Origin of the sequence: Geodermatophilus obscurus (assembly GCF_900143215.1) — a bacterium.
GTDB lineage: Bacteria > Actinomycetota > Actinomycetes > Mycobacteriales > Geodermatophilaceae > Geodermatophilus > Geodermatophilus obscurus_A.
Map to the genome: position 1 here is coordinate 79,008 of NZ_FRDM01000003.1, position 25,182 is coordinate 104,189.

Sequence of the window (25,182 nt, forward strand, 5' to 3'; positions counted from 1 at the left end):
CCGCCCAGAGGGGACCTCGCCGACTTGGTCACCTCGACTCCTCCAGCAGGTCGGCGAGGTCCTGGACGACGACGTCCGCGCCGGACGCCGCCAGGGCCTCGGCCTGCCCGACCCGGTCGACGCCGACGACGTAGCCGAACGCGCCCGCCCGGCCCGCGGCCACCCCGGCCAGCGCGTCCTCGAAGACGACGGCCTCGGCCGGCTGCACCCCGAGAGCCCGGGCGCCGGCCAGGAAGGTGTCGGGGGCGGGCTTGCCGCGAAGTCCCTGTGCCGCCGCCACCTCGCCGTCCACCCGGGTGTCGATCAGGTCGGCGAAGCCGCCGGCCTCGATCACCTGTCCACCGTTGCGCGAGGCGGTGACCACGGCCGCCGCCAGCCCCGCCTCCTTGGCCGCCCGCAGGTAGCGGAGGGAGCCCGGGTACACCTCGACGCCGTGCTCGGCGAGCTCGGCGTGCACGAGCTGGTTCTTGCGCAGGCCGACCCCGTGCACCGTGGCGGCGTCCGGCGGGTCGTCCGGCGTCCCCTCGGGCAGCCCGATGCCGCGACTGGCCAGGAAGTCGCGCACCCCGTCCAGGCGGGGCTTGCCGTCGACGTAGCGGTTGTAGTCCTGCTGCGTGAACTCCCCGGCCGCGGGGTCGCTGCGGCGCAGGAACTCGTCGAACGTGCGCTTCCAGGCGGCCATGTGGACGGTCGCCGTCCGGGTGAGGACGCCGTCCAGGTCGAACAGGCAGGCACGGATCGAGCCGGGGAGACCGAGCACGGCACGACGCTACCGGCGTCCGCCCGCCGCCGCCGGGCCAGAAACCCCTGCTCACCGGCGGGAGGCCCCGTCCCGGGCCCGGCCCTGGACCTGCGAAGGGCGGGGAGGACCGGGTCCTTCTAGGGTCGGCGCGGGGACGCCCGTCCCCGTCCACCGCGAGATGCGAGGAGAGCACCGCCCATGGCCGAGCGCCCGACGCCTCCCAGCCCCTACGACTTCCTGCCGCAGGTCCCGGGCTTCGAGGTGACCAGCACCGACGTGACCGACGGCGAGCCGCTGTCCTCGCCGCAGGTGAGCGGGGTCATGGGCGCCGGCGGCGAGGACCGCTCGCCGCAGCTGTCCTGGTCGGGCTTCCCGGAGGGCACCGGCAGCTTCGCGATCACCGTCTACGACCCCGACGCCCCCACCCACAGCGGCTTCTGGCACTGGGCGGTGGCCAACATCCCGGTCTCGGTCACCGAGCTGCCCAGCGGAGCCGGCGACCAGCAGGGGTCCGGACTGCCCGAGGGCGCCGTCCAGCTGCGCAACGACGCCGGCTTCCCCGGTTTCGTGGGTGCCGCTCCCCCGGCCGGCCACGGGCCGCACCGCTACTACATCACGGTGCACGCCGTCGACGTCGAGCGGCTCGACGTGACCCCGGACGCCTCCCCCGCGTTCCTGGGCTTCAACCTGTTCGGCCACACCCTGGCCCGCGCCGTTCTCGTCGGCACCTACGAACAGGGCTGAACGGCTCGGTTTCGTACCGCAGGGCGACCGGCCGGACGCGCTGCGCGCCCGAGACGCGGCGGTTCGTTGAACGTTGTCGTACCTGCTCGCTGAGCTAGCAACATGGTGCCATGGCGACGACCGGGGCACGCGGAGGTGCGCCCCGGCGTCGCCGCCGCGGTGCGCCAGCGGCCGTCGTGTCCGTCGTCCTGCTTGCTCTGCTGCTCACCGGGTTCGACGTCCCCCGGTGGGCGACCGCGCAGGAGGACCCCGCGCCTCCGACACAGGGATCCCCCGTGCCCGCGGCGCAGGAGCCCGCCGCACCCGCCGTGCAGGAGCCCCCCACACCCGCCGTGCAGGAGCCCGCCGCACCCGCCGTGCAGGAGCCCCCCACACCCGCGGACGTCGTCCCCGGGGTGACCGCCGCCCAGGGTGGCGTGGGCACGTTCGCCGTCGTCGTCGCCCGTCAGGAGGAGCGTCAGACCGGCGTGTCCATCCGCGCCGCCGAGGCCCGCAGCGCCCGGGTGCTGGCCCGGACGGCGGGCAACGACCTGGCCGAGCGGCCCTTTCCCACCGCCTCGCTGGTCAAGCTGTTCCTCGCCGAGGACGTCCTGCACCGCGCCCGCACCGGAGCCGTCACCCTGACCCCCGAGGACCGGGCGCAGCTCGAGGTGATGATCCGCGGCTCGAACGACCCCGCGGCCTCGGACGTCTGGGTCCGCTTCGGCGGAGCGCAGGCGGTGCTCGACGTCGCCACCCGCTATGGCCTGACCGGCACCGCACCGCCCCTGCGGTGGGGGCAGTGGGGCGAGACGACGACGACCGCCGCCGACCTGGCCCGCTTCCTCGCCCGGCTGCCGGTCATCGCCCACCCGGACGACGCCGCCGCGCTGCAGAGCTGGATGGGCACCGCGACGCCGATCGCCTCCGACGGCTTCGACCAGCAGTACGGCGTCTTCGGGACGCTGCCCGGGGCCGCGGTCAAGCAGGGGTGGATGTGCTGCCTCAGCGGCCAGCGGCACCTGCACTCGGTGGGGATCGCCGACGGGCGGGTCGTGGTGCTGCTCAGCGAGGTGCCCCGGTCGGTGGGCTGGGACGCGGCCAAGGCGGCGCTCGACGACGCCGCCGCCGCGGTGCCGCCGCCGGCGGGCTCCTGAGCTCAGCTCCCGTCGGCGAGGTCGGCCACGCCCACGGTCGCCAGCCGGGCGAAGCCGGTCCGCTCGTAGACCCGCGCGACGTCGTCGTCCCCGGCCACCAGGAACACCAGCTCGGCGGTCTCCCGGGCGTGTGCGGTCAGCGCCGAGGCCAGCCCCGCGCCCAGCCCGCGCCCCCGCAGCCGGGGCAGCGTGGCCACGCCGGCGATCTCGGTGACCTCCGCGCCGTCGACGTCCACCGGGTGGTGCGTGCCGACCGCGACCGGCTCGCCGTCCTCGACCGCGACCATCATGACCGTGCGGCCGGTCGCGATCCGCTCGCGCAGGACCGCGGTGCGCGGCGAGCCGAGCGCCACGCCGACCGAGGGGCCGCCCGCCTCCGAGCGCGGCCCCGGGTGGGCGAAGGCGATCGACGCCAGCCGCTCGTAGCGCGGCAGTGCGGGGTCTTCGGCGCCGACCAGGTACAGCCGCACGCCGGAGGGCAGCAGCAGCTCCACCGGGTCCGCGGCGACCAGCAGGGGCGAGGAGTCCACGGCCAGCCCCGCCGCGCGCACGGCTGCCTCGACCGTCGGCGCGTCCTCGCACACCCACTCGAGCGCCACCGGCAGGCCCGCGGCCTCCTGGAGTGCGGCGGCTGCCCGGACGTCGTCGGCGCTCACCGTCTCCCCCGGCCGCGGCCGCGCCGGGTAGGGCCACGTGGGGCTGCCGACCGGCACGTCGAGACCGCCGACGGTCTCGATGCGCGCGTCCGGCAGCGGCGCCGCGGCGAAGTACCGCTCGACGCGCTCGAGCAGCCCGGAGGGCAGGGACACACCGGCACCCTAGACGGGGCGCAGAACGGCGTCCGCCGATGGCCGCCCGAGCGCCCGGGAGCCACCCGGGCGGGTGAGGCACCGGGGGCGGACGGCACGATGGAGCCGTGACAGGAGTGCGATGGGTGGCGTGACGGCGGCGGCACGACCCCCGGTGTCGCCCTACGCGGTCTTCGACCGCGCCTCGTGGCGCGCCCTCGCGGCGGGCACCTCGCTGCCCCTGGACGCGACGCAGCTGGAGTCCCTGGCCAGCCTCGGTGACCGGATCGACCTCGACGAGGTGACGACGGTCTACCTGCCGCTGGCCGGGCTGCTGCGGCTGCACGTGGAGGCCAGCCGGCGGCTGTGGGCGGCTCGCAGCGAGTTCCTGGGCGACTCGACGGCCAAGGTGCCCTACGTGATCGCGGTGGCGGGCAGCGTCGCCGTCGGCAAGAGCACCACCGCCCGGCTGCTGCAGACGCTGCTGGCGGCCGGCCCGGGCACCCCCCGGGTCGACCTGGTGACCACCGACGGGTTCCTGCTGCCCAACGCCCAGCTGGAGGCCCGCGGGCTGCTCGGGCGCAAGGGCTTCCCGGAGAGCTACGACCGGCGGGCGCTGCTGCGCTTCCTCGCCGACGTGAAGTCCGGCCGCGGCCAGGTCGGGGCCCCGCTGTACGACCACCTGTCCTACGACGTCGTCCCCGATGGTCGGCAGGTCGTCGACCGGCCCGACATCCTCGTGCTGGAGGGGCTCAACGTGCTGCAGGCCGGCCGCCCGGCCGACGGCCGCGCACCCGAGGTGTTCCTCTCCGACTTCTTCGACTTCTCGGTCTACGTCGACGCCGCCGAGTCCGACATCCGGCAGTGGTACGTCGAGCGCTTCCTCGCCCTGCGGCGGACGGCGTTCGCCGACACCAGCGCCTACTTCCACCGCTTCGCCGGCCTGACCGACGAGCAGGCCCGTGACACGGCGCTCGGCATCTGGGCGGCCGTCAACGGTCCCAACCTGCGCGACAACATCGCCCCGACCCGCTCCCGCGCCCGGCTGGTGCTGCAGAAGGCCGCCGACCACGAGGTGCGCCGGGTCCTGCTGCGCAAGATCTGACGGCGATCTTTGCCCGTTGTAGCTGTTGTGTCTTCCTCGTCATGTATTTCGATGCGGTCCGTTGGGGATAACGGGAGTGGGTCACGCACGCGCCTCCACCTCACCCGGCGGCGCGGTGGTCGTCGAACTGCCGCGGGCCGCCCCGGGGGCCTGGGCCTCGAACCGGCGCCCCGGCGCTGGGCGCCGTCCCCCGTGCGCCGAGTACGTGCCACGGGTGTCGGTCGGTCGGTCGGTCGTCGCCTGTGACGGGTGGTGTCGCGTCACAGGCGACGACCGGCGCTCCCCGGGGGTGCGTTGCCCCTCCCCCGTAGTGGCGGGTTCCCCGAGTCGTGTCGTTGGAGCACGGTTGGGCATAACGGCAGAAGGCGGGACGCGGAGGGGCGCCGGTCATCGACCGGCGCCCCTCGCGGGCATCGTCGGGCCCCCGGGTGGGACAGCGCCGGCTCCCGCCCCGCCCGGCTCGCCGGGTGCCGCCCGCAGGCGGCGGGCGTCAGGCCTGCGCGCCCGCCGGGACGGCGTCGGCCGCCGTCCCCAGGTCGTCCGGTGCGCCCTCGCTGCGGTCCGGAACGCGGGCCGCGGGTCCCGGGGCCGGCTCGAGCTCGGCGAAGGCCTCCGGCGACGGGCAGGAGCAGACCAGGTTGCGGTCGCCGTAGGCCTGGTCGATCCGGCGCACCGGTGCGAGGTAGCCGCGGCCGCGCAGTGCCGGCACCGGGTAGACGGCGACCTCGCGCGGATAGGGCCGGCCCCACTCCCCCGCCACCATGGCGAGGGTGTGCGGGGCGTTGCGCAGCGGGTTGTCGGTCCGGTCGTACTCCCCGGTGGCGACCTTCTCGATCTCCGCGCGGATGGCGACCATCGCGTCGACGAAACGGTCCAGCTCGCCCTGGTCCTCGCTCTCGGTCGGCTCGACCATCAGCGTGCCGGCGACCGGGAAGCTCATCGTCGGCGCGTGGAAGCCGAAGTCGACCAGCCGCTTGGCGATGTCGTCGTTGGTGATCCCGGTGGCCCTGGTCAGCGGCCGGACGTCGAGGATGCACTCGTGCGCGACGAGCCCGTCGGCGCCGGTGTAGAGCACCGGGTAGTGCTCCCGCAGCCGCGTGGCGACGTAGTTCGCGGCCAGGATCGCGTGCTCGGTGGCCTGCAGCAGCCCGTCGGGCCCCATCAGCCGCAGGTACGCCCAGGAGATCGGCAGGATGCCGGCCGATCCCCACGGCGCGGCCGAGACCGCCGGGCCCTGGGTGCCCGTGTCGATCAGCGGGTGGCCGGGCAGGAAGGGCACCAGGTGCTCCCGGACGCCGATCGGCCCGACGCCGGGTCCGCCGCCGCCGTGCGGGATGCAGAAGGTCTTGTGCAGGTTGAGGTGGCTGACGTCGGAGCCGAACCGGCCGGGCTTGGCCAGGCCGACCATCGCGTTGAGGTTGGCGCCGTCGACGTAGACCTGACCGCCGGCGTCGTGCACGGCCGCGCAGATCTCCTGGATGTCGGCCTCGAACACCCCGTGCGTCGACGGGTAGGTGATCATGATGGCGGCCAGCCGGTCGGCGTGCTGGTCGACCTTGGCGTGCAGGTCGGCGACGTCGACGTTGCCCGCCTCGTCGCAGGCCACCACGACCACCCGCATCCCGGCCATCACCGCGCTGGCGGCGTTGGTGCCGTGCGCCGAGGCCGGGATGAGGCAGACGTCGCGGTGGGCCTCACCCCGGGAGCGGTGGTAGCCGCGGATGGCCAGCAGCCCGGCGAACTCGCCCTGCGAGCCGGCGTTGGGCTGCACGCTCACCGCGGCGTAGCCGGTGACCTCGGCCAGCGCGGTGCACAGCTCGTCGATGAGCTGCCGGTAGCCGCGGGCCTGCCCGGCCGGGGCGAACGGGTGCAGCTGGGCGAACTCCGGCCAGGTGATCGCGGCCATCTCCACCGCGGAGTTCAGCTTCATGGTGCAGGAGCCGAGCGGGATCATCGTGCGGTCCAGCGCCAGGTCCTTGTCCGCGAGCGAGCGCAGGTAGCGCAGCAGCGCGGTCTCCGAGCGGTGCGCGGAGAAGACTGGGTGGGTCAGGAACGGGGTGCGGCGGCGCAGTTCGGCCGGCAGCGCATCGGCACCGCCGTCGTCCGGCGTCGCCCTGCCCTCGTCCATGCTGTCCGCCGGGACGCCGAAGGCCTTCGCGACCACGCGCAGCGTGTCGACCGACGTCGTCTCGTCACAGGCGACGCCGACGGTGTCGGCGTCCACCAGCCACAGGTTGATGCGCTGCTGCGCCGCGGCGGCGACCACCTCGGCGGCGCGGCCGGGCACCCGGGCGTGCACGGTGTCGAAGAACCGGTCGTGGACGACGTCCACTCCGCCCGCGCGCAGCCAGCCGGCCAGGGCCTGCGCGCTGCGGTGCACGCGGGCGGCGATCGCGGTCAGGCCCTCCGCGCCGTGGTAGACGGCGTAGGCGCCGGCCATGACGGCGAGCAGCACCTGCGCGGTGCAGATGTTGCTGGTCGCCTTCTCCCGGCGGATGTGCTGCTCGCGGGTCTGCAGCGCCAGGCGGTAGGCGACGTCGCCGTCGGCGTCCACCGAGACGCCGACCAGCCGGCCGGGCAGCTGCCGGGCCAGCCCCTCGCGCACCGAGAGGTAGCCGGCGTGCGGACCGCCGTACCCCATGGGGACGCCGAACCGCTGGGAGCTGCCGCAGGCGACGTCGGCGCCCCACTCCCCCGGGGCCTCCAGCAGCGTCAGCGCCAGCAGGTCGGCGGCGACGACGACCGCGGCGCCGGCCTCGTGCGCGGCGGCGGCGAGCGCCCGGTGGTCGCGGACGGCGCCGCTGGCTCCCGGGTAGGACAGCAGCACGCCGAACGCCCCCGCTCCGGGCAGGTCGGGAGGCCAGCCGGCGGCGAGGTCGGCGACGTGCAGGCCGATGCCCAGCGGCTCGGCGCGGGTGCGCAGGACGGCGAGGGTCTGCGGCAGCGTGTCCTCGTCGACGACGAAGACGGCCTCCGGCTTGGCGCGCCCGGCCCGGCGGACCAGGGTCATCGCCTCGGCGGCGGCGGTGGCCTCGTCGAGCATGGATGCGCCGGCGACGGGCAGGCCGGTGAGGTCGGCGACCATCGTCTGGAAATTGATCAGCGCCTCCAGCCGGCCCTGGCTGATCTCGGGCTGGTAGGGCGTGTAGGCGGTGTACCAGGCGGGGTTCTCCAGGATGGTCCGCTGGATGACCGCCGGGGTGACCGTGCCGGAGTAGCCGAGCCCGATCATCGAGGTGTAGACGTCGTTGGCCTCCGCGCGCTCCCGCAGCAGCCGCAGCACCGTGGCCTCGTCGGCGGCCGGCGGCAGGTCCAGCGGCGTCCGGTCGCGGACACCCTCGGGCACGCAGGCGTCGACCAGGGACTCCAGCGTCGGGTGCCCGATGGCGGCGAGCATCGCCGCGGTCTCGCCGGGCCGCGGGCCGATGTGCCGGGCGGCGAAGGACCCCGCGGGATCCAGCGCGGCGAGCGCGGGCAGGGGCTCAGGGGCACGGTCCGCCATTACATCGACGCTACCAGCGGCCACGGAGGCGGCGGTCGCCCGTCTCGCGGACGGGCCGGCGCGACCCGACCGACGCAGGTCCCGACGAGTGGGGGCCGGAGGGTCCCGCGAAGAGCGGACGCAGGGCTCGGCTCAGCCGGGGTGCGGCACGTGGCTTCGGTGTCGGCCGGAGGCCGACGGTGTCACCGCCTCACACCGCGGCGCGGCGACGGCGGCGCAGGGCCAGCTCGTCGTCGGCGGGGTGCAGCGGGGCGCCGTCGATGCGCTCGGCCGGCAGCTCGGCCAGTTCGCCGGAGAGCTCGCGCAGCGCGCCGGACACGGCGATGCCGAACACGCCCTGACCGCCGGCGAGCAGGTCCACGACCTCCTCGGCGGAGGTGCACTCGTACACCGTGGCGCCGTCGGAGAAGAGCGTGACGTTGGCGAGGTCCTTGATGCCGCGGTTGCGCAGGTGGTCGACGGCCTTGCGGATGTTCTGCAGCGAGACGCCGGTGTCGAGCAGCCGCTTGACGACCTTGAGCACCAGGATGTCGCGGAAGGAGTACAGCCGCTGGGTGCCCGAGCCGGTGGCGCTGCGCACCGACGGCGCGACGAGGCCGGTACGGGCCCAGTAGTCCAGCTGCCTGTAGGTGATGCCGGCAGCGGCACACGCCGTCGGGCCGCGGTACCCGACGAGGTCGCTGTCGACCTCGTCGTAGGACGGCGCGCCCACGGCAGCGTCGCTGAAGAGCTGACCCTGGGAGCCCTTGCTCTGGTCGCTCACGTCAGCGTCCTCCTCTGCTCCCGCAGCTGACGCCGCGGTCCCCCGCGGTGGGCACCGGACTCGTGTCGCTGCAGGCGGGCTGCCGCGTCGCGTGCCAGGACTTCCACCGCTGTTGTTCGCCGACCGTAAGCCGGGCCCTGGGGCGGGTCAACTGAGGAGGGCGGCGTGTCGCGGCACTCACCCATCGGAGGGGTATCGGCGCACCGCGCCCCGCGCTTGACCCGGAACCCGCCTCCGACCGCGACGACTCGGCGCACGTGTCCCTGCCGTCACAGCAGTCACACCTGCCGCACGCCCGCCCACCCCATGCCCCGCCCGGGCGTGGTGACGTCCTGGATGGCCACCCGTCAGGGTCCCGCCGGCCCGTCCAGAGGCTCGGCGCGCTGGAGATGGGGGTCCTGCTTCAGGTCGAGCCGCCGCCCGAGCCGGAGCCGGCGCCGAAGTCCTCCGGGGAGATCTGGTCGAGGAACTCGCGGAACTTCTCGACCTCGTCCTCCTGCTCGTCGGGGATCTCGATGCCGACCTCGTCGAGCAGCTCCTCGGCGCCGAAGATCGGGGCACCGGTGCGGACGGCGAGGGCGACGGCGTCCGACGGGCGGGCGCTGACCACCCGGTCGTCGCCGAACACCAGCTCGGCGATGTAGATGCCGTCGCGCATCTCGGTGATGTTGACCGCCTCGAGTTCCGCGCCGAGCGCGCGGACCACCTCGCGCAGCAGGTCGTGGGTCATCGGCCGGGCCGGGCGCACCCCCTGCTGCTCGAAGGCGATCGCGGCCGCCTCGACCGCACCGATCCAGATGGGCAGGTACCGCTCCCCCTGCGTCTCCTTGAGCAGGAGGATCGGCTGGTTCCCGGGCAGCTCGACCCGGACGCCGACGACTCTGAGTTCCTGCACGGTGGGGCTCCCTCAGCTGCGGCCCGGGAACGGGCGGTGGATCGGTAGGGGCGGCTGGTGGACGACGGCTCGGCGCCGGGGCCGCGGACTCGGGGCCCGGCCCCGACCACGGTACGCCCGAGTCAGGGGCGCAGGAGGTCCCGGAGGCGTGCCTCCAGCAGGGCTCCGTGCAGCTGGGCGGAGAGCCCCACGAGCTCGCGCAGCTTCTCGGTCGCCCGGTTGCGGGCCTCCTCCGAGCGCGCCCGCAGCACCGGCGCGACCAGCTGCTCGACCAGCCCGGCCTCCCGCTCGGCGCCGTTCTGGTAGACGCGCAGGTGCCGCGGCTCGATGCCGTGCCGGGCGAGCCCGGCGGCGGCCCGCGCGATCGGCAGGTCGGCCGCGGGGTGCCGCCCGTCGGCGTCGGGGACGAGCAGCCCGAACTGCACGCAGGTGGCCAGCTGCCCGGGCTCGAGCCCCGAGGCCCGCGCGAACTGCTCGCCGGTCAGGCTGCCGGTGTCGGCCTCCTCCTCCGGCGGCGGTGCCGCCGGAGGCGGGCTGCCGGGCAGGAGCTCGCCGCGGTCGAGCGCCTCGAGGTGCTCCTTGATGACCCGCAGCGGCAGGTACTGGTCGCGCTGGGCGGCCAGCACGTACCGCAGCCGGGCCACGTCGGCCGAGGAGAACTTCCGGTACCCCGACGGGGTGCGCCGGGGGTGGACGAGGTCCTCGGACTCCAGGTACCGGATCTTGCTGATCGTGACGTCCGGGAAGTCCTCACGGAGCACGGTCAGCACCTCGCCGATGGTCAGGCGTGGCGCGTGCCGCTCGTCGGGCTCCCCGGACGCGTCGGCACGCGAGGGCACCGCGCTCACGCCGCCGTCCGTGCTGTCGGCACCGTCCCCGACCCCCTGGCTGCCCGCCGGGTCACGAGCGCTCCTCGCCGGCGCCCGCCGCGCTCGTGCCCGGTGGTGCGGTGCCCATGCCTGACCTCGCGAGCCCGGTCACGCGCCGGCGGGCTCGCCCGTGCGCGGACCGGTCAGGTAGACGAGGCGGAACTTGCCGATCTGGACCTCGTCGCCCCCGGCCAGCGTCGCGACGTCGACCGGCTCGCGGTTGACGTAGGTGCCGTTGAGGCTGCCGACGTCGTGCACCGAGAAGCCGCCGCCCTCGCGGTGGAACTCCACGTGCCGGCGGCTGACGGTCACGTCGTCGAGGAAGATGTCGCTGTCGGGGTGCCGGCCGGCGGTGGTGACGTCCTGGTCGAGCAGGAAGCGGCTGCCGGCGTTCGGGCCGCGCTTGACGACCAGCAGGGCGGAGCCGGCAGGCAGCGACTCGACCGCGCCGGCGTGCGCGTCGGCCTCGGTGACCTCGGGGGTCTCGGCGGAGTCCTCGCCACCCACCTTGGGGATGACGCTGGTGGACTCCCCGATCCGCTCCTGGGACAGCGCCGCGCCGCACTGCGCGCAGAAGCGACTGCCCTCGGGGTTGTTGTGGCCACAACGAGTGCAGTGCACGTCTGTCTCCTCCGGTGCAGGGGTGGCTCCGCCGCGGACCTGGATCTGGCCGCGGGCGGCCGGCGGACGACGGGCCGGACGGCCCGTCGTGGGTCGGTCGCCGCGTCGTGCACGGCGGGCCGGGGGTCATGGAACCAGCGGCCGACCCGAGGGTCAACCGAACGTACAGGGTGAGGCTCGGCGCTTCCCCACGGGGCCGCGCGGCCCCGTGGGGCAGCATAGTGACCCCCTCCGGCGGCCCGGGGCAGGTCAGCCCGCGTCGGCCAGGGCCTGGTACGCGGCGGCGTCCAGCAGTGCCCCGGTGGGGTCGCCGCCGTCCCCGGCGACGGTGATCTCGACCAGCCAGCCCTCCCCGTAGGGGTCGGCGTTGATGGTCTCCGGCGCGTCGGTGAGGGCCTCGTTGGCGGCGGTCACGACGCCGGCCACCGGCGCGTAGATGTCGGAGACCGACTTGGTCGACTCGACCTCGCCGATGGGGGTGCCGGGCGCGACCTCGGTCCCGACCTCGGGCAGCTGCACGAAGACGATGTCGCCCAGCGCGTCCTGGGCGTGGTCGGTGATGCCGACCCGCACCACGGCGCCCTCGCTCTCACCCGGCTGCAGCAGGGCCCACTCGTGCTGCTCGGTGTAGCGGCGGTCGTCGGGTGTGGTCATGCAGCGGCTCCTCGTGGGGGTGATGCGGGCCGGCGCGGCGTCAGTTGCCGTCGTCGGTGTCGGGCTGAGCGTATTGAGGCCGGTCCAGCTGCCGCAACGCGTCCACCAGCACGGTCGGGGACTGCTCGATGTCGACGCTGCCGCCCTGCCGGCCGACCCGGTCGACGACACCGCCGGGGATGTTCATCGCCGTCTGCAGGTCCTGCGGCGAGCCGATGACCCGGATCTCGTAGGGGCTCTGCACCGCGGTGCCGTCGATGCGCAGCTGCCCCGGCTCGCCGGTGACCGCCGTGGAGACCCCGACGCGGACGCCGTCGATCTGCATCGTCTCCGCTCCCGCGCCGCGCAGCTCCTGGACGGCGTCGAGCAGGTCGGCGACCCGCACGCGGCCCTCCGGGTCGCGGACGGTCATGATCAGGCCCGGACCCTGGGCGGCGACGGTGCCGTTGAGGATGCCGAGGGCCTCGGCCCGCTCCCGGGCCTCCTGCAGCGCGGCCTCGGACTGGCTGTCGGAGCTGTTCAGCTCCCGCAGCGCGGCGCGCTGGTCGGCGATCTGCTCGCGCAGCCGGTCCTCACGGGCGTCGAGGTCGTCGAGGATGCGGACCAGGTCCTCCTCGCGGAGGGTCGAGTAGTCCTCCCCCGTCCCCGTGGTGCGCACCTGGACGGCGAAGGCGAAGCCGAGCAGCAGGGTGAGGACGCCGATCAGCGCCGCGGCGAGCGGGTCGCGCCGGCGCCGCCGCGGCGCGGGTGCCGCCGGGGCCGGCTGCTCCGCCGCCGGCGGCTCGGCGTCCGCGCCGGGCGCGGGGGTGACCGGGTCGGGGGCGTGGAGGTCAGGAGCGTCGAGATCGGGAGCGGCGAGGTCGGGAGCGGCGAGGTCGGGAGCGTGGAAGTCGGGCGCGGCGAGGTCGGGCGCGTCGTCGCCGGGGTGGACGTCGTCCGCCGGCCGCTCGTCGGGCCCGGGCGCCGGGCGCTGCGGCCCGCTCATGCCCGGAACACGTGCCGGCGGATGGCCGCGGCGTTGCCGAAGATGCGGATGCCCAGGACGACGACCACGGCCGTGGACAGCTGCGCGCCCACGCCCAGCTGGTCGCCGAGGAACACCACCAGCGCGGCCACCACCACGTTGGACACGAACGAGATGACGAACACCTTGGCGTCGAAGATCCCGTCGAGCCGGGCGCGGAAGCCGCCGAAGACGGCGTCGAGGGCGGCGACCACGGCGATCGGCAGGTAGGGCTGCAGCCACAGCGGCACGGTGGGGTCGAACACCAGCCCGAGGAGGATGCCGGCGGCCAACCCGAGGATCGGGATCACGGTCAGCCTCCCGGCGCGGGCTCGGGGGCCGGAGGAGGCGGCACTGCGGACACCGGGACGGCGGATCGGAGCTCGGGGAAGCTCCCGGCGGGCAGGGACAGCTCGTCCTCCTGGGCGAACTCGAAGCGCAGTCCGTAGGTGTCGGAGATGACGGCGAGGGCGTTGACCTCGGGGCTGGCCAGGAACCGGCCGCGCAGCGTCCCCGGATCGCCGACCGCGCTGACCAGATAGGGGTTGGTGACCGGCCGGAAGTCGACGAGGACCGCCTCGCCGGCGAAGCGGATCGCCGTCGTCGGGCCCAGCCGCTGGCCGTTGATGCTGACCGCCTCGGCGCCGGACGCCCACAGCGCGTTGACCACCAGCTGCAGGTCGCCGTCGCGGACCTGGCCGCGGGGGTCGGCCTCCGTCGTCCCGCCGACCGGGTCGGCGTCGGCGTCGGGTCCGGCGTCGGCCAGGGTGACCAGCAGGCCGGGGCCGCTGACCGGGGGCACCGCGGCGGCGAGCTCGGCGCCGGCCAGCCGGTCGAGGGCCCGCTGCCCGACGGCGGTGGCCGCCAGCGCGTCGTCCCGGGCGGCGGTGACCTGCTCGCGCACCGTCTCCAGGTCGGCGGCGAGCCCGTCGGTGGTCGCCGACTCCCCCTCGATCTCCGCGACCAGCGCCATGCGCACCTCCTCGCGGCCCTGGGCGCCGGCCGCGGCCTGGTCGTAGGTGACCGCGGCCAGCACACCGGCGACGGCCATCACCGCGGCGACGGCGAACTGGCCCCGGCGTCGCCGGGACCGCGGGGCCGCCTCCCCCGCGGCGCGCACCGCGCGGGCCCGCGCGGCCCGGGCGTAGGCCGGGTCGAGGGTCTCGGCGAGCACCTGGTCGAGCAGCGAGGCGCCCAGCGAGCGTGGCCCGCCGCCGCGCCGCACGGTGGTCACGGCGGGCTCCCGGCGGCCCGCTCGGCGCGGACCAGCCCGACGACCTGGACGACGTAGAGGACGCCGGCGAGGAGGTACAGGGCGCTGCCCCAGATGGTCAGCGCCCAGGCGACGGGCGCCACGACGGACGCGACCGGCCCGGCGCCGTCGGCGAGGAGCAGCAGCGGGAAGGCGTAGAGCAGGATGAACGTCGCCGCCTTGCCCAGGTAGTGCACCTGCAGCGGCGGGTAGCCGTGGGCGCGCAGCACCAGCAGCGCCAGGCCCAGCACCAGCTCGCGCCCGACCAGGGCGGCGACCAGCCACAGCGGGACGACGTCGCGCAGCACGAAGGCGACCAGCGTGGCGACGATGTACAGGCGGTCGGCGGCCGGGTCGAGCAGGGCCCCCAGCCGGCTGGACTGCCCGAGGGAACGGGCCAGCGCGCCGTCGGCCCAGTCGGTGGCCCCGGAGACCATGAGCACGACCACGGCCCAGCCGTCGGCCTGCGGCCCCAGCAGCAGCCAGAGGAACAGCGGGACCCCGAGCAGCCGCAGCACCGACAGCGCGTTGGGCAGCGTCCACACCCGGTCGGGCAGCAGGTTGCGGTCGGCCACGGTGCCGTAGCCGCCCACCCCGCCGGCCCCCGGCCGGGCCGAGGCGTCGGCGGACGGCCCGTTGGACGACGTCACGACACCTCCGCACCCGCTGGTCACCGGCCCCCGAGGCTAGTGTCCCGCGCCGACACTCCTCGGGGCGGCGCACCGGGAGCCCGGTTCGCACCCCCTGCCCGGCGTGCCGGAGCGTGCGCGGGGACCCGGAGGTCGGTCCCGCCCCGGGCCTGCGGAGGGCGGCGAGGACGGGCGGCCCCCTGCAGGGCCCCGTCCCGGGAGGCCCGTCCGGAGGCTCGTCGCGAGCTCGCGAGCGATGGGGCGGGAGGGTCCTTGTTCAGGCGGGCACGGCGGTCAGCGACGCGGGCGCCGGCTCGTGGCCCATCGGGCGGCGGGAGAAGCTGCCGGTGCCGTGGGAGACCGAGCGCAGCGCCCCGGCGTAGCCGAGCAGCTCGACCTCGGGCACCTCGGCGCGCACCGTCGTCCGGTCGCGCTCGGGATCGGCGTCGCTGCCGGTGACCCGTGCCCGCCGTCCGGACAGGTCGCTCATCACCGCGCCGACGTACTCCCCCGGCACCACCACCTGCACCTCGCACCAGGGCTCCAGCACCCGGGTGCCGGCGGCCGCGGCCGCCTCGCGCAGCGCCAGCGCGCCGGCGGCCTGGAAGGCGGCGTCGGAGGAGTCCACCGAGTGCGCCTTGCCGTCGACGAGGGTCACGTGCACGTCGACGATCGGCCGGTCGCCGGCGACCCCGCGCTCGGCCTGGGCGCGGATGCCCTTCTCCACGCTGCCGTGGAACTGGTTGGGCACGGTGCCGCCGACGATGCGCTGCTCGAAAACGACGCCGGAGCCGGGCGGCCCGGGCTCGGCCTCGATCACCACGATGGCGTACTGGCCGTGCCCGCCGGACTGCTTGACGTGCCGGCCGGTGGCCCGCGCCGGCCCGGCCAGGGTCTCCACCATCGGCACCCGCACCGGGACGGTGTTCACCGCGACGCCGTGCCGGGTGCGCAGCCGTTCCAGCAGCACCTCGGCGTGCGCCTCCCCGACGCACCACAGCAGCAGCTGCCCGGTGTCGGGCCGGCGCTCGAGGCGGACCGTCGGGTCCTCGGCGACCAACCGGGACAACGCCGTGGCCAGCCGGTCCTCGTCGCCCCGGGACGCCGCCTCCACCGCGACCGGCAGCTGGGGCGTGGGCAGGTCCCACGGTGGGACCAGCCGCGGGTCCTCGGGCGAGGACAGGGTGTCCCCGGTCTCGGCCGCGGTGAGGCGGGCGACGGCGCAGATGTCGCCCGCCGGGCAGGCCGCGACCGGGCGGAGGGTCGCGCCCAGCGGCGAGCTCACCGCGCCGATCCGTTCGTCGACGTCGTGGTCGGGGTGCCCGCGGTCGGCCATGCCGTGCCCGGAGACGTGCACCGGGGTGTCCGGGCGCAGGATGCCGGAGAAGACCCGCACCAGCGAGACGCGGCCGAGGTAGGGGTCGGTCGTCGTCTTGACCACCTCGGCGACCAGCGGGCCGTCCGGGTCGCAGGTCAGCGGCGGCGCCGGCGAGCCGTCGGGGCGGGTGACCGGTGGGCAGCCGTGCTCCATCGGGCACGGGAAGCCGTTGACCAGGAGGTAGAGGAGGGAGTCCATGCCGATGCCCTGCAGCGGCGCGGCGCAGAGCACGGGGTGGAAGTGGCCGCGCGCGACCGCGGTCCCCAGGTCGCTCATCAGGTCGCCCTGGACCAGCTCGTCGCCGGCGAGGTAGCGCTCCATCAGCGCCTCGTCCTCGCTCTCGCCGATGATGCCCTCGATCAGCTCGCTGCGCAGACGGTCGGCGTCCGGGGCCTCGGCGCCGGGTTCCAGCAGGTTGACCAGCCCCGAGACGCTGCCGTCCGGGCCCCGTTCGACGAGGTGGACGGGGTAGACGCCCGCGCCCAGCATCATCTGGCACAGCCGGACGGTCTCCTCGACGTCGGCCCGGGCGCGGTCCAGCTGGGTGACGACCACCGCGCGCGGCATGCCCACCGCCGCGCACTCCTCCCACAGCTGCACGGTGCCCGCGTCGACGCCGTTCACCGCGGAGACGACGAACAGCGCGGCGTCGGCCGCGCGCAGCCCGGCCCGCAGCTCGCCGACGAAGTCCGGGGAGCCCGGGGTGTCCAGCAGGGTGATGCGGTGCCCGTCGTGCTCGACGGTGGCCACGCCGAGCGACACCGAGCGCTGCTGGCGGGCCTCCACCTCCTCGCTGTCCAGGCAGGTGGTGCCGTCCTCGACCCGGCCGGCCCGGGTCAGCGCGCCGGTGGCGACCAGCAGCGCCTCGGCGAGGGTGGTCTTGCCCGCGGCCGCGTGGCCCACCAGGGCCACGTTGCGGACCTTCTCGGCCGGCCGCGGGCCGGGTGCGGCGACGGTCTCCTTGCCCACGCCGCTCAGCCGTTCGCCGGCTCGGGGACGACGGCGCAGGTGCCTGCGGCCGGGTGGAAGACGCCGGTGTGCCCGTCGGGGTCCCACTGGACGACGTACGGCGGCCCGCCGCCCTCTCCCCTGACCTCGAGCACCCTGCCGGTGCGCTCGGCTTCTCCCTGGTGGGTGGACCGGACGACGATCCGGTCCCCGACGCGTGCTTGCACGACGACCTCCTGGCGGCTGCCCCGTCTGTGTGCTGTGGGTCACAGCCTGCCTGCGGCGCCCGGACCGATCAAGGGACCCGGGCCCGTCGCCTCCCCGTTCGGCCGGAGCCCATGCTGGTGGCATGACGAGCCCCCGGCACGCGGCCGGCCGCGATCAGCAGAGCGGGCTCGCGCACGCCGTCCCCCGGGAGACCGCCGACGGACCGCCGCCCTGGCTGGCCGCCTGCGGGACCCCCGTCGCCGTCGTCCAGGGCAGCTGGTCGGGGCGGCACGGGCTGGGGTCGGCGTCGCCCTGCCCGGAGTGCGCCCGCCGCGCGTCGGCCTGACCCTTCCCCGTCGGAGCGGCTGTCCGACGTCCGGTGTCGAGAAGCTATCGTTGGGGATAACGGTACTTCGCGCTCAGGCGTAGGTGGCACGGCCGGCAGAACGGGTCAGCGGGCGGGTGCCCCGAGGGCGGGCGACGTCGGGACCGGCGCGGCGAGGTCCACCACCCGCCAGCGCCGCCGACCGGCTCCGGTCTGCCGAGCCGTGGCGGTCGTGGCCGCGGCCCCGGGACGGGGTCGGGTGCCCGCTCGGGCCGGATCTCCTCGGTGGGTTGCCGGGTGGAGCCCCGGACGGCGCGGAGGTGATCGATGCCCCGGGCGCCGGCCGGACGCGGTCCGCACCGCGGTCGTGGCGCTCAGCCGGTGGCCGGCGCCCCGATCACCGCGTCGAGCAGGGCGGCGCCCCGGAGCAGTGCCCGCGACCGGGCGGTGATGGCGGCCTCCCGGGTGGCGAGCGTCGCCTCGACCTCCTCCCACCGGCGCGCCCGGCGCAGCTCGGGCACCAGCATCCGCAGCGGGTCGATGCGGTACCCGGCGCGGCGCAGCTGGTGCACGATCCGCGCGTCGCGGACGTCGCTCGGCGAGTAGCTGCGCGCCCCGCCGCCGGGCGACCGCCGCGGCACCACGAGCCCCTCGACGTCCCAGTGGCGCAGCGTCGAGGTCCGGACCCCGAGGGCGGCGGCGAGCTCGGAGACGCCCATCGCGTCCGAGGGCCGGGGCTCGTCGATCGGCTCGGCCGCGATCGCGGCCGCCGCCTCCTTCGCCAGCCCGAGCTCCCCCGCTCGGTGTGCAGCCGGGCGTGGGCCTCGTCCAGCAGGGCGAGCAGGTCCGACGGCGGCCCGTCGTGGGCCGCGCGCACCATCCGCTTGGCGTCGACCGGGCCGATGCCGGCCGCGAGGGCGCGGTACGCCAGCACGGCCTGCACGTGCGCCTCGGTGTAGCTGCGGTAGCCGGACCGGGTGCGCGCCACGGGGGGCAGGACGCCGTCGCGCTCGAGGTCGCGGACCTGCTGGACCGAGTACCCGGCCCGCCGGGCGACATCGACCGTCCGCAGGCCTGACTGGAGACTTCTCACGCCGTCCTCTCGGTCGAGACCGCCGAAGTCTCCACCAGCACCTCAACGGAACACTGGAAGGCATGAGCGTGGACGAGGTCATCAACTCATCGAGGGCCTGGGCGGCGTGCTGACACTGCGGCCGCAGCCCGGCGACGGCTCCCCGGAGATCGCCTGGGACGACGCCTTCCTCTACTACGCGCCCGACGGCGTCGTCCCCCGGACCCAGCCCTTCGCCACCGTCGTGACCAAGGACCACCCCGGCGACGCGGGCTCGCGGCTCGACCGTCCCGGCGCCTTCCGCGTCAACGTCGCCGCCGGGACCGACGATTTCCGGCGGTGGACCGGCCGGGACCCCCGGGAGCCGGCCACCGGCGACCTCGACCCGAGCACTCCGGACGTCGTCCTCCCCCACCCCGTCCACGGCCACCTGGGATGGCTCGCCGTCGTCGACCCGGGGTCCCGCACGGACCAGGCGGTCCGGGACCTGCTGCGGACGGCGCACTCCCTGGCCCGCGCCCGGTACGAGCGCCGCTCCGGATCGGCGCCCGTTCCGCAGGCGCGGCGTCCGGTTGCCGGTCCCGCTGCCCGCGACGGCGCGCTAGGTTGGGGATAACGGTTGGGTTGACCGTTCGGGACGGCTACGACCGGCCCGAGCCGTGCCACGGTGTCCTCCTCCGCCCCACCCCGAGCCGGGAGGACGCGCGACCATGACGGGACCGAGCCGCGAGGAGCTGCTGCGAGCGCTCTACCGGGCCTTCAACGCACGCGACGTCGACACGGTGCTGGCCGCCATGGCCGCGGACGTCGACTGGCCCAACGGCTGGGAGGGCGGCCGGGTCGTCGGGCACGACGCCGTCCGCCGCTACTGGGAACGCCAGTGGGCCGAGATCCGGCCGAGAGTCGAGCCGACCGGCATCCGTGAGCGCACCGACGGCACGGTCGAGGTGGGCGTGCACCAGGTGGTCCGCGACCGGGGCGGCGCCCTGCTCGCGGTCGGCGACGTCCGCCACGTCTACACCTTCGCGGGCGGGCTGGTCGCGCGCATGGACGTCGAGCAGTAGCGCGAGGCGGTCCCGGCACCGTCAGCGCGGTCGCAGCGGCCTGCCCTGCGCGTTCCGCTCGACCGCGTCGTGGCGCTGGAGGACGTGGCGTCGCGTCCCGGGCACGCGGGCTCCGGGCGGCCGCGCGGCGAGGTGGTGGTCTCGCTGGCCGTGCAGCCGTCGCCCGCCGGGCCCGGTCGGGTCCGGGCAGCCCGGACGGTCAGACCGACGTGGCCGCGACGTCCGCGGCGCCCGGAGCGGGTGCGACGGCGCTCTGGTCCCGGCCGCCGCGCTTGGCCGCGTAGAGGGCCGCGTCGGCGGCGGCGTAGAGGTCGCGCAGCTCGCTCGCGTGGTCCGGGGCGTGCGCCACGCCGACGCTCACGGTGAGCGGCAGCAGCCGGCCGTCGGGCAGCGGCAGCGGCGCCGCGCGGACGGCGGCGACCAGGTCATCGGCGCGGCGGGCGGCGACCTCGGCCGAGCAGCCGGGCAGCAGCACCGCGAGCTCGTCACCGCCCAGCCGGCTGACGACGGCGTCCGTGGTGCGGATGACGCCGGTGAGGACGCCGGCCAGGTGCACCAGGGCGTCGTCCCCCACCGGGTGGCCGTGGCCGTCGTTGATGGACTTGAAGCGGTCGACGTCGACGAGCACCAGGGCCGTCCCCCGGTCGGTGGCCGACGCCGACAGCGCGCTGGAGAGGGCGTCGTCGAGGACCCGGCGGGTGACCAGGCCGGTCAGCGAGTCGACCGCGGCCTGCCGCTCGAGAGCACGCACCAGCTGCTCCTGGCCGTCGACCGCCCGGGCCAGCAGCACCGCCATGACGACCAGCACCACCCCGATGAAGAGCAGGTCGGTCAGGGCCTCGGCGCGCTCCTCGGTCCGCAGCAGGAAGGCCCCGTCGACGACGATCGCCATCGTGGTGACCGCCGCCGCGACCGGTGCACGCAGCTGCGAGGCCGCGAAGAGCACCGGCAGGGCCAGCAGGGGATGGGCGACGTTCTCGGCGTCCGGGTAGACGAGCACGAGCGTCCCGATGGCGACCACCCCCACGACGGGCATGGCCGGCCAGACGCACCACCGGGTCAGCCGGGAGCGGGCCACCGCGTGCGGCAGCGCTGCGAAGACCAGCAGACCGCCCAGCAGTGGCACGGCGACCGCGGAGCCGACCGTCGACGACGGCGTGGGCTCCACGACCAGGTAGGCCGTCAGCAGGAAGGCACCGGCGAGGAAGAGCACGGTGGAGACGCGGGCGGCCTGCCGCTCGTTCCGGGGCCGCAGGACCGAGGACTTTCGCACACCGCCGTCAACGGCACGCCTGCTGCCGGCCTGGAGCCGTGCGAGCGCCGCGGGAACCGGAGATCACCCCTGCGGGGGGCGTGCCGGCGCGGCACACGCGCCGTCCGGACCGCAGGGGCGGAGCGGCGCCCGCTCGTCGGGCCGCCGCTCGCCCGGCGTCGCCGCCGGACCCGCCCGCGGGCTCAGCCGGCATCGGCCCAGGAGGCGACCACCGCGACGTCGAGCGGGAAGTCGACGGGGAACCCGCCGAACAGGAGACGGCCGGCGGTGGCCGCGGCGGCGCGCACCTCCTCGGCGGCCGCGGCGGCGAGGTGCGCGGGCGCGTGGACGACGACCTCGTCGTGCAGGAAGAAGACCAGGTGCGGCCGCTGCTCCAGCGGGCCGGTGCCGCCCAGCCGCCACAGCCGGTTGCGCAGGTCGGCCAGCCAGCACAGGGCCCACTCCGCACCGGTGCCCTGGACGACGAAGTTGCGGGTGAACCGCCCCCAGGCGCGGCGGGCACGGTCCCGCTCCTCCGGCGACCCGCTGACCTCGGCCGGCTCGCCGAGCGCGACGGCGCGCTCGGCCCACGCGCCGGTGGGGCGCGGTGAGCCGCGGCCGAGCAGGGTGTGCACCACCTCGCCGCGCTCCCCCGCCCGGGCCGCCTCCTCGACCAGACCGATCGCCCGGGGGTAGCGGCGGGCCAGCCGGGGCAGGATGCGGCCGCTCTCGCCCCGGGTGGCGCCGTACATCGCGCCGAGCAGCGCCAGCTTGGCCTGTGCCCGCGACTCGACCGTGCCGGCGGTCACCATGCCCTCGTAGAGGTCGGCGGCGCGGGCGGCCTCGGTCATCGCGCCGTCCCCGCTCATGCCGGCGAGCACCCGCGGCTCCAGCTGGGCGACGTCGGCGACGACGAGCCGCCAGCCGTCGTCGGCCACCGCCGCCGGGCGGACCTGGAGCGGGACCGAGAGCGCTCCGCCACCGTTGGACGCCCACCGCCCGGTCACCACGCCGCCGGGCACGAACCACGACCGGAACCGGCCGTCGCGGACCCAGGCGTCCAGCCAGGCCCAGCCGTTGGCGGTCAGCAGGCGGGCCAGCCGCTTGTACTCCAGCAGCGGGCCGACGGCGGGGTGGTCGAGCTGCTCGAGCGTCCAGGAGCGGGTGTCCTCCACCGGCAGCCCCGCGGCCTGCAGTGCCGCGAGCAGCGCACCGGGCGAGTCGGGGTTCAGGCCCGGTGCCCGCAGCGCCGCGCGGACCTCCTGGGCCAGCGCCTCCAGGACCGCCGGGCGGGCACCGTGCGGCGGGCGCGGGCCCAGCAGCTCGGTGAGCAGTTGCTCGTGCACGTCGGCCCGCCACGGCAGCCCGGCGTGCGTCATCTCGGCCGCCACCAGCGCCCCGGAGGACTCCGCCGCCAGCAGCAGCGCCAGCCGGGCCGGTTCCGGGGAGGCGGCGACCGCGGCCTGCTGGCGCTCGTGCTCGGCCACCGGGTCCAGGCCGTCGGCGGGGTCGTCGAGCGGGAAGAGGGCGGGGTCCGGAGCGGTGACCGGCTGCAGCGCGTCCCAGGCCGCGGTCTCACCGGCGGCGAGCAGGGACTGGTCGACGAACGGCGAGCGCCGCAGCACCGCGTGGGTGAGCCGCAGGTCGGTGCAGCGCTCGACGCGGACGCCGACGTCCAGGAGCGCCGGGTACCAGCGGGTGGTGTCGTCCCACACCCAGCGGACCGGCGTGCGCTCCCGGTCCGCGACGACGGCCGCCAGCTGACCGGCGCGGTGCCGGGTGACCCCGGCCGCCGTCCCGTCCTCGGCGAGCTCCCGGACCTCCACGACGCCCCCGCCCCGGCGCAGCAGGACGACGCGGTTCACCGCCGCAGTGTCGCCGCCGGGACCGACGGATCGTGCGCGCCACGGGCGGGGCGCCCGTTCCGCGACGCCGGCGGGCGGCCGCTCAGGGCACCGATCCGGGCGGGACGACCCACTCGGTGGCCTGGCCGGTCACGGCTGCGACGCTGTCGTAGTCCCCGTCGTAGTGCAGCACGGTCACCCGGTGCCGCTCGGCCACCGCACCGACGACCAGGTCGGCCAGCCCGACGCCGCGCCACCGGCCGGCCTCGGCCAGGGCCGCCTGGACCTGCAGCGCGCGCTGCCAGTCCTCGTCCTCGGTGGGCAGGTACTCGTAGGCGAGCCGGCGGTCGGCCCGGACCTCCCGGTACTCCCGCGGGGACCGGGCGCTGTACAGGGCCTCCAGGTCCAGGGCGGCGCAGGTGGCGAGCAGCCCGGCGGACAGCAGGGGCACGACGCGGTCGGCCACCTGCGGGGCGGGCACCCTCGCGGCGGCACTGGTGTCGAGCAGGTAGCGGGCGACTACCGCCATGCCCGGTCCCGGTCCTCGCCGACGGCGAGCCGGGCCGAGGACCCGTCGAGCAGCCGCTCCACCTCGCGCCGACGGGCGGCGGAGGCAGCCGCCTCGCGCAGCGCCCGGCCGACCGTCTCCCTGATCGTCGAGGTCGACAGCGCCGCCCGGGCCGCGTCGAGGTCGGCGTCGTCGATCTCCACCAGGCGCTTGGTCATGCACCCGAGGATATACGGAGTGCGCTACTGCGTATATACGCAGCCCCCCGTGGTGGAGCGGCGCCGGCCGCCGGCGAGCGTTCCGGCTGCGGAGTGTGCGCGCAGGACCGCGGCGATGTGGGGCCGGGCGGAGGTGTCGCGTCGTCCCCCGGTGGCAGGGTGGCCGTGCCGCCGGACGGCGGCACGGGAGTCGACGGAGTGGGGCAGCGATGCAGGACGTGGAGGTCCGCCGGCACGTCACGGCGCCGGTGCAGCGGGTGTGGGACGTGGCGACCGACCTCGCGGGTTCACCGGAGGTGGTCCGGGGGATCGACGCCGTGGAGGTGCTCACGCCGGGGCCCTTCGGCGTCGGGACGCGCTGGCGGGAGACGCGCACGATGATGGGCCGGTCGGCGACCGAGGAGATGACGGTGACCGCGGTGGAGCCACAGCGGTCCTACCGGGTCGAGGCGGCGAGCCGGGGCGCCCACTACGTGTCGACGTTCGCGTTCACCCCGTCCGCCGACGGCGGGACGGACGTGACGGTGACCTTCGGCAGCCGGCCGACGAGCACGGTGGCGCGGGTCCTCGGGGCGGTCACCGCGCCGCTGGGACGCCGTGCCGTGACCAGGGCGCTGGAGCAGGACCTGCACGACATCGCGGTGGCTGCCGAGCGGGCCTGAACCGGCTGGTCAGCCGCCGACGTCGCTCCCCCGGTCACCCCGGTCGACGACGGTCCCCGGCCACCCGGCGCTGAGGCCCGGCGGCGACTCGCAGGAGTGGGTCGCCGCCGGGCCTCGTCCCGGAGGACGGCGCCGCGGCGGGCACCTAGGGTCGGCGGCCGTGCGCCGTTCGTCGGCGCGCAGCCGCTGCCGTCGACGTCTGCGAGGTGCCGTGTCCGACGCCACCGCGACTCCCGCCCCGGTCCCCGTACGGGTGCTCGGCGGGCCCACCGCGCTCATCCGGTACGGCGGCCTCCGGTTCCTCACGGACCCGACGTTCGACGCCCCGGGCGAGTACCCGCTCGGCGGTGGCCGGTCGCTCACCAAGACCGCCCCGTGCGCCGTCGACCCCGCCGGCCTGGGTCCGGTCGACGCGGTCCTGCTCTCCCACGACCAGCACCCCGACAACCTGGACACCGCCGGTCGCGCCCTGCTCGCCGACGTCCCGGTCGTCCTCACCACCCGCAGCGCGGCAGCGCGCCTCGGCGGGACGACGCGGGGGCTCGCCCCCTGGGACGCCGTCGACCTCCCCCGCCCCGGTGGCGGGACCGTCACCGTGACCGCGACGCCCGCGCTGCACGGCCCGGAGGGGTGCGAGCCGGTCACCGGTGAGGTCGTGGGCTTCGTGCTGACCGCCGCCGGGCTGCCGACCGTCCACGTCAGCGGCGACAACGCCTCGCTCGACGTCGTGCGGGAGATCGCCGGGCGCGTCGGCCCGGTGGACACGGCGGTGCTCTTCGCCGGCGCCGCCCGCACCGCGCTCTTCGACGGCGCCCTGCTCACGATCGACGGCGCGCGGGCGGCCGAGGCCGCCACGCTCCTCGGCGCGCGCCGGGTGGTCGCCGCCCACTGCGACAGTTGGGCGCACTTCACCGAGAGCCGCGCGGACGTCGTGGCCGCCTTCACCGCGGCCGGGATCGCCGACCGCCTCCAGCTGGACTGACCGCGCAGGAGGAGTTCCC

General features: G+C 76.1%; 27 protein-coding genes and 1 pseudogene. 8 read left to right on the forward strand and 20 right to left on the reverse strand.

The annotated features are described in order from the left end of the window. Positions 1-28: 28 nt before the first annotated feature. Entirely contained in the window at positions 29-760 is a 732-nt protein-coding gene (locus tag BUB17_RS04315; RefSeq protein WP_072913972.1) for a beta-phosphoglucomutase family hydrolase, read from the reverse strand. A gap of 180 nt (positions 761-940) precedes the next feature. On the opposite strand from BUB17_RS04315, the gene BUB17_RS04320 reads away from it, so the two are divergent. Together BUB17_RS04320 and BUB17_RS04325 are read left to right on the forward strand one after the other, a co-directional pair. Then, on the forward strand, positions 941-1,486 hold the full coding sequence (locus tag BUB17_RS04320) for a YbhB/YbcL family Raf kinase inhibitor-like protein (RefSeq protein WP_072913975.1): 546 nt from the start codon (positions 941-943) through the stop codon (positions 1,484-1,486). A gap of 275 nt (positions 1,487-1,761) precedes the next feature. Further along, complete coding sequence (locus BUB17_RS04325) at positions 1,762-2,622, forward strand: serine hydrolase family protein (RefSeq protein WP_175561271.1); 861 nt, start codon at positions 1,762-1,764, stop codon at positions 2,620-2,622. 2 nt (positions 2,623-2,624) lie between these two features. On the opposite strand, the gene BUB17_RS04330 is transcribed toward BUB17_RS04325, so the two are convergent. Beyond that, positions 2,625-3,431: a GNAT family N-acetyltransferase gene (locus BUB17_RS04330; RefSeq protein WP_083606020.1), complete on the reverse strand. Its 807-nt coding sequence runs from the start codon at positions 3,429-3,431 to the stop codon at positions 2,625-2,627. Between the two features lie 121 nt (positions 3,432-3,552). Between BUB17_RS04330 and coaA the strand changes: the two genes are divergently transcribed. Then, positions 3,553-4,515: a type I pantothenate kinase gene (coaA, locus tag BUB17_RS04335; RefSeq protein WP_072913977.1), complete on the forward strand. Its 963-nt coding sequence runs from the start codon at positions 3,553-3,555 to the stop codon at positions 4,513-4,515. Positions 4,516-5,005: 490 nt separating this feature from the next. Here coaA and gcvP read toward each other — a convergent pair whose 3' ends face one another. From gcvP to BUB17_RS04395, 12 genes are all read right to left on the reverse strand, one after another. Continuing rightward, the gene (gene gcvP / locus BUB17_RS04340) at positions 5,006-8,017 is read right to left on the reverse strand and encodes an aminomethyl-transferring glycine dehydrogenase (RefSeq protein ID WP_072913980.1); all 3,012 of its coding nucleotides are present in this window, start codon (positions 8,015-8,017) and stop codon (positions 5,006-5,008) included. 190 nt (positions 8,018-8,207) lie between these two features. Then, positions 8,208-8,780 (reverse strand): MerR family transcriptional regulator, encoded by a 573-nt coding sequence (locus BUB17_RS04345; protein ID WP_072913984.1) that lies wholly within the window; start codon positions 8,778-8,780, stop codon positions 8,208-8,210. A gap of 403 nt (positions 8,781-9,183) precedes the next feature. Beyond that, positions 9,184-9,675, reverse strand: coding sequence for a bifunctional nuclease family protein (locus tag BUB17_RS04350; protein ID WP_072913987.1), 492 nt, complete (start codon positions 9,673-9,675; stop codon positions 9,184-9,186). A gap of 122 nt (positions 9,676-9,797) precedes the next feature. Next, positions 9,798-10,523, reverse strand: coding sequence for a transcriptional regulator FtsR (ftsR, locus tag BUB17_RS04355; RefSeq protein WP_244276909.1), 726 nt, complete (start codon positions 10,521-10,523; stop codon positions 9,798-9,800). Between the two features lie 129 nt (positions 10,524-10,652). After that, the gene (odhI, locus tag BUB17_RS04360) at positions 10,653-11,165 is read right to left on the reverse strand and encodes an oxoglutarate dehydrogenase inhibitor Odhl (RefSeq protein ID WP_012948792.1); all 513 of its coding nucleotides are present in this window, start codon (positions 11,163-11,165) and stop codon (positions 10,653-10,655) included. A 249-nt stretch (positions 11,166-11,414) separates the two neighbouring features. Next, positions 11,415-11,819: a glycine cleavage system protein GcvH gene (gcvH, locus tag BUB17_RS04365; protein ID WP_072913988.1), complete on the reverse strand. Its 405-nt coding sequence runs from the start codon at positions 11,817-11,819 to the stop codon at positions 11,415-11,417. A gap of 40 nt (positions 11,820-11,859) precedes the next feature. Further along, entirely contained in the window at positions 11,860-12,804 is a 945-nt protein-coding gene (locus BUB17_RS04370; protein WP_072913990.1) for a DUF881 domain-containing protein, read from the reverse strand. Then, a complete protein-coding gene (locus BUB17_RS04375; RefSeq protein ID WP_072913992.1) occupies positions 12,801-13,133 on the reverse strand; it encodes a small basic family protein in 333 nt (110 codons plus the stop codon). Before BUB17_RS04375 ends, BUB17_RS04370 begins: the two co-directional genes overlap by 4 nt. Before the next feature lie 2 nt (positions 13,134-13,135). After that, complete coding sequence (locus BUB17_RS04380; protein ID WP_072913995.1) at positions 13,136-14,056, reverse strand: DUF881 domain-containing protein; 921 nt, start codon at positions 14,054-14,056, stop codon at positions 13,136-13,138. Continuing rightward, positions 14,053-14,724, reverse strand: coding sequence for a cardiolipin synthase ClsA (locus BUB17_RS04385; protein WP_141242899.1), 672 nt, complete (start codon positions 14,722-14,724; stop codon positions 14,053-14,055). Before BUB17_RS04385 ends, BUB17_RS04380 begins: the two co-directional genes overlap by 4 nt. A 256-nt stretch (positions 14,725-14,980) precedes the next feature. Further along, entirely contained in the window at positions 14,981-17,050 is a 2,070-nt protein-coding gene (locus BUB17_RS04390) for an elongation factor G-like protein EF-G2 (RefSeq protein ID WP_072913998.1), read from the reverse strand. Positions 17,051-17,055: 5 nt separating this feature from the next. Next, positions 17,056-17,256, reverse strand: coding sequence for a DUF1918 domain-containing protein (locus BUB17_RS04395; protein ID WP_072914000.1), 201 nt, complete (start codon positions 17,254-17,256; stop codon positions 17,056-17,058). Positions 17,257-17,378: 122 nt separating this feature from the next. On the opposite strand from BUB17_RS04395, the gene BUB17_RS04400 reads away from it, so the two are divergent. After that, positions 17,379-17,582 (forward strand): hypothetical protein, encoded by a 204-nt coding sequence (locus BUB17_RS04400; RefSeq protein WP_072914004.1) that lies wholly within the window; start codon positions 17,379-17,381, stop codon positions 17,580-17,582. Positions 17,583-17,935: 353 nt separating this feature from the next. Here BUB17_RS04400 and BUB17_RS27375 read toward each other — a convergent pair whose 3' ends face one another. Both BUB17_RS27375 and BUB17_RS28500 read right to left on the reverse strand, forming a co-directional pair. Beyond that, positions 17,936-18,280, reverse strand: a complete 345-nt coding sequence (locus BUB17_RS27375) for a MerR family transcriptional regulator (protein WP_208983310.1) — start codon at positions 18,278-18,280, stop codon at positions 17,936-17,938. Positions 18,281-18,534: 254 nt separating this feature from the next. Beyond that, a pseudogene (locus tag BUB17_RS28500) lies at positions 18,535-18,654 on the reverse strand (hypothetical protein); the annotation flags it as partial. 97 nt (positions 18,655-18,751) lie between these two features. Between BUB17_RS28500 and BUB17_RS04410 the strand changes: the two are divergent. Further along, positions 18,752-19,249 (forward strand): DUF6194 family protein, encoded by a 498-nt coding sequence (locus BUB17_RS04410; protein ID WP_432416378.1) that lies wholly within the window; start codon positions 18,752-18,754, stop codon positions 19,247-19,249. Positions 19,250-19,343: 94 nt separating this feature from the next. Then, the gene (locus BUB17_RS04415; RefSeq protein WP_072914011.1) at positions 19,344-19,697 is read left to right on the forward strand and encodes a nuclear transport factor 2 family protein; all 354 of its coding nucleotides are present in this window, start codon (positions 19,344-19,346) and stop codon (positions 19,695-19,697) included. Between the two features lie 199 nt (positions 19,698-19,896). Here BUB17_RS04415 and BUB17_RS04420 read toward each other — a convergent pair whose 3' ends face one another. From BUB17_RS04420 to BUB17_RS04435, 4 genes are all read right to left on the reverse strand, one after another. Continuing rightward, positions 19,897-20,970 (reverse strand): GGDEF domain-containing protein, encoded by a 1,074-nt coding sequence (locus BUB17_RS04420; protein ID WP_072914014.1) that lies wholly within the window; start codon positions 20,968-20,970, stop codon positions 19,897-19,899. Positions 20,971-21,152: 182 nt separating this feature from the next. Then, on the reverse strand, positions 21,153-22,814 hold the full coding sequence (locus BUB17_RS04425; protein ID WP_072914016.1) for a bifunctional 3'-5' exonuclease/DNA polymerase: 1,662 nt from the start codon (positions 22,812-22,814) through the stop codon (positions 21,153-21,155). 82 nt (positions 22,815-22,896) lie between these two features. Then, positions 22,897-23,322, reverse strand: a complete 426-nt coding sequence (locus BUB17_RS04430) for a PIN domain nuclease (protein ID WP_072914019.1) — start codon at positions 23,320-23,322, stop codon at positions 22,897-22,899. Beyond that, positions 23,313-23,519: a hypothetical protein gene (locus BUB17_RS04435; RefSeq protein WP_072914021.1), complete on the reverse strand. Its 207-nt coding sequence runs from the start codon at positions 23,517-23,519 to the stop codon at positions 23,313-23,315. The genes BUB17_RS04430 and BUB17_RS04435 overlap by 10 nt, the downstream gene beginning before the upstream one ends. Positions 23,520-23,728: 209 nt before the next feature. On the opposite strand from BUB17_RS04435, the gene BUB17_RS04440 reads away from it, so the two are divergent. Both BUB17_RS04440 and BUB17_RS04445 read left to right on the forward strand, forming a co-directional pair. Beyond that, positions 23,729-24,181, forward strand: a complete 453-nt coding sequence (locus tag BUB17_RS04440; protein ID WP_072914025.1) for an SRPBCC family protein — start codon at positions 23,729-23,731, stop codon at positions 24,179-24,181. A gap of 211 nt (positions 24,182-24,392) precedes the next feature. Beyond that, on the forward strand, positions 24,393-25,163 hold the full coding sequence (locus tag BUB17_RS04445) for an MBL fold metallo-hydrolase (protein ID WP_072914028.1): 771 nt from the start codon (positions 24,393-24,395) through the stop codon (positions 25,161-25,163). Positions 25,164-25,182: the final 19 nt, after the last annotated feature.